The sequence below is a fragment of the Streptomyces sp. NPDC059224 genome, assembly GCF_042754285.1.
Lineage (GTDB): Bacteria > Actinomycetota > Actinomycetes > Streptomycetales > Streptomycetaceae > Streptomyces.
Window position 1 is genome coordinate 1 of record NZ_JBHZAN010000088.1, and the last position, 3939, is coordinate 3939.

Annotated in this window: 3 protein-coding genes; all 3 read right to left on the reverse strand. The window is 66.0% G+C overall.

The window, feature by feature from the left end:
- Nucleotides 1-92: 92 nt before the first annotated feature.
- Nucleotides 93-878, reverse strand: a complete 786-nt coding sequence (locus ACFXI4_RS44415) for a GNAT family N-acetyltransferase (protein ID WP_385003358.1) — start codon at nt 876-878, stop codon at nt 93-95.
- Nucleotides 879-1377: 499 nt separating this feature from the next.
- Nucleotides 1378-2079: an LppX_LprAFG lipoprotein gene (locus tag ACFXI4_RS44420; RefSeq protein ID WP_385003361.1), complete on the reverse strand. Its 702-nt coding sequence runs from the start codon at nt 2077-2079 to the stop codon at nt 1378-1380.
- A gap of 870 nt (nt 2080-2949) precedes the next feature.
- Complete coding sequence (locus tag ACFXI4_RS44425; RefSeq protein ID WP_385003364.1) at nt 2950-3666, reverse strand: DinB family protein; 717 nt, start codon at nt 3664-3666, stop codon at nt 2950-2952.
- Nucleotides 3667-3939 lie beyond the last annotated feature (273 nt).

Genomic DNA, 3939 nt, shown 5'->3' on the forward strand with positions numbered 1-3939 from the left:
CCGGCAACCCAGTCTCCCGGGATACAGACGGGAGTTCCGGCAACTGCTACTCGGCACTTGGGGCACACGGTCCGCGTACGCCGACGCGGAGATCAGGGCGACCAGACATACGGTGTCGTCGTGGTGACCGCGTGCAGGCCAAGGCGGGTGAGGATCGGAGCGCTGTCGGCTGAGGCGTCGACGTAGACATAGGGGACATCGCGGGCAGCAGCGAGTTGGGCTCGGTGGGCGACCATGGCCCGGTAGATGCCCTGTCCGCGCCATTCCTTGACCGTTGATCCGCCCCAGAGGCCGCCGAAGTCGACGCCGTCGTTGAACACCAGCCAAGCGGCGCAGACGACTTCGGCGCGGGCCTCGGCGACGAGGACGATGGTGTTCTCCGGGGCGTCCTCGACCCGGGCCGCCAGGTCGTCGGCGAGCCAACTCCAGTCCTCGCCCCAGACGGTGCTCTCCAGAGCGGCGATGCGCTGGAGGTCTGATCTGGCGGTGACACGGCGGAGGGTCACGCCGTCGGGCAGGACGGGGTCGGCGGCAAGGTCTGCGGCCCGCCCGATGAGCACCGTCTCGCTGTCCTCGGCGACGAAGCCGGCCGCGGTGAGCCGGTCGGTCAGGTCGGCGGGGAGATCATGGGCGCGAGTCTTCCATTCGACCGCCTCGCCACGGGCGCCGTAGAAGTCACGCTGCCGCGCTATGAGCGTGTCGAGTTCTGCCCCGTACACACCGAGGTCGCGTGGGCCCGTGACGAAGCCACGGTGCCAACCGACGACACGGGTCAACGGGCCGTCCTTCTCGACGCGGGCGCTGCCGCCAGGCGGGGTGACACCACGGAGTTGGGCGTCATACGCGGTGCGGAGTTCGTCGATCAAAGAATCCTTCACTCAAACACCGTACGGACCGGGTCAAGTGAATAATCGCCGGTCGAAACCGCGCGAACATCAAGGGCTGCACTGCCTCACCCGGCCACCGGAGGCCAGAACACGTGCTGACCTCCGCCGCTACCTGCTTTGACGACCAGCTGTCCTTCGAGCGGCTGGCCGTCGACACGTTCGCATCCACGCAGCGCCGTCATTTCTCATCCACATTCCAGAGCCGGTTGACCACCAACTGCCTCTGGCGACCGTCGCCAAACGCTGTTCTTGGAGATCAACGAAGCCAGCAGTGTATCCATGGCCTCATCGTCCCCAAGGCCCAACCGGTCAGGGCCCCCACTCACGCGCACCTCCCGGGCGGTTGGGGGACAGCCTCTACGACTCATCTCAATCGGTGATCAGAGTCGGCGGAATGTGTTGGCCGGGCGGGCGCGGCAACGGTGGAAACGGCGGCGGGCATGTCGACCGAATCGCTTGCGCTGTGGGCGCAGTCAAGAGAAATGGCTTGTCAGCCTTCGCGCGCGTCTCCGAGAGACACCGCGTCGGCCGTATCGGGGGCCTTGATGGTGAGCGGCTTGTTGAAGTCCAGGAAGGTGACGTTCAGGTCCAGCGGAGCGTTCCCGGTCCCGGGGAAGAACTTCTCGTCGTGCCTGCCCCTGAGGCGGAACTGCTTGGTGTGGCCGCCGCCGTCGATCCACAGGTCCATGGTGAGCGGTTCGGTGATCTCCAGCCCGATGAGCTGGTCCAGCCGGTCACCTGTCACGTCGTCCTTCGCGACGGTTCCCGCGTAGTGGACAGTGCTCGCGCCGGCAACCGTCTCGGTCCCGACCATCTTGAGATCCTTGGACCCGGTAAGCAGCGCGGTCTGCTCGATCGGATTTTCCTCCAGTACGTTCGGGAGCAGGCCGAACGCCTGGTTCTGCGAACTGCCACGCCCCCAGACGGCCGGAGCGGCCCTGAGCCAGCCCTTGTGGTCGGCACGGCGGGCGCGCAGCGCGCTTCCGCCCGCGTACATCGTGTCCTTGACGAACCGGAACTCCATCGGCCCGTGCCACGCCGTGCCGGACTCGGCCGTCACCTTCATGTTCATGGCCCAGGGCTTCGTGGTCATGGAGACCTCGCCTTTGACATGCCCCATTGACGGTACGGTCCCGGCGATCCGGTAGCGGAGCGAGGTGAGGCTCTCGGTGCTCTTGGCTGCCTTCGCCACGACTGCTTCGGGCTTCTCTCCGGCTATGGCATCGGTTCCTGCAGCCGCGGTCGAGTCCATCGCGACCCGGCCCGCGGAAGTGTCCGAGGAAGGAGCCGTGGAGTCCTTCCCGTCGGTCGCGGCGCAGGCCACGCTTCCTCCCGCGAGCAGCACACCCACACATGCGGCGCGGGTCATTCTCCGTGGCAGCGTGCCGTGCGGCCAGAACTGCACAATTCCCCCCACAGGGCAGAAGATCCATGTCAGGGCCGCGAGGGGGTTTCCGTGGCGTCCGGTAGGTCCTGCGGCCTGTTGGACGTATGTTCACCTCACATGAATCCGCTGGTCAAGTGCGTTCACGGGCGTCGCTAAACTCGACGCCGGACCGGTCACGTCCGGTCCTTCGCCCAGATGCTCACCGAGCGCCAGGGCGAACGGCTCCCGCAGTGGCTTGCCCGGCCTCCACTCTCTCGCGCCAGGAATCGACCGAGACCGCGACGCTGTCATCGCCGGCCTGACCCTGCCCTGGAACTGCGGTGTTGTTGGAGGTCACGTCAACAGAATCAAGATGTTCAAGCGACAGATGTTCGGCCGAGCCAGTTTCAGCCTGCTACGCACGCGCGTATTGCTGGTCACCTGATCAACCACCCGACTCCCGGTGATAGGACTTGCCGCCACGGAAAAATGACGAGGGGGGCGACAGCACGAACGCGGAAGTAGCGATCAGCCTGATCCGTATGGCCGCTGCGGACTTGGCCATGGAACCCTGGCAGCGCCCCTCGGACGCTTACCTGGTGACCCACGACGTCATCGATCTCGACGAGCGCCCCCCGACCGACGATCTGGCCATCCGCGCCCCGGCCGCCGAACAAGATCGCCCACCGCCAAGAATCAGACGCCTTCGCGCAGGTACAGGTCACGCAGCAGGCCGATCTCACCACCGTGGTGTGTGACCTCCTTCAACGCGTGCAGCGCAAGCTTCAGATAGGTCTCACCGTCCCATCCGCCTGGGCCCATGCCTATCGGCGCCAGGAGACGCTCGTCGCCGAGGGCTGCGATACGAGAGATGAAGTGCTCCCAGTCCTCGGTCAGCGCCTGGACGCCCTCTTTCGCGGTGCCCGGCCACTCGTGGCGGTCGCCGAGCTCGGGAACGTCCTCGAAGAAGTGGATCACATAGCCGCGCAGGCAGAGGCTGCCGATGTGCCAGATGCGCCAGGCGATCGTCGTGATGGGATCTGGCACATGCGGGCTCGATTCCGGAAACAGCGTGGCGACGCGGAAGATCCCGTCGTTGCCGGGGCGGATGCTGATGCAGTCGCTGACCGGCTCCCAACGGTACTCGGCGTCGGTCAGGCCCTCCAGACGCTCGAACAGCCGGAATCGCACATTTTCGAAGGTCGCGAGAATGTCGCGCGTGACGGGGTCGGGCACGATCATGTCGGGCTCCAGGGCGCGGTGGTTTCGGGCGGTCGGGTTGATCAGGATGGACGGGCCGGTCGACTGGGTCAACTGCCGCCGCCTCGTCGGCTTCACCGCCCAGCCCAGCGTTTTCACATGGAAGGGCGGGCGGCGGTGTGGGGTGCGGTATTGCTTGGCAAATCTCGCCATCGTCGGGGCTGACGCCCACGAGGCCGGGATCCAGCACCGTCTCCAACGCTCGGCACCCGTTCGAGGGGCTTCCTGTCACCGGTGGGGCCCAGTGCGCTACCTTCCGGGCGCCCAGCAGGCGCAACGAAGCCACCTCATTAGTGAACCGTTCCGGGTTCGGTAGAGACTCGATTCCGTAAAAGGATTGAGTCATGGCACGTCCCTCCTCCTATCCCGTTGAGCTGCGCAAACGAGCGGTCCGTATGGTTGCCGAGGTCCGTGGTGACTATCCGA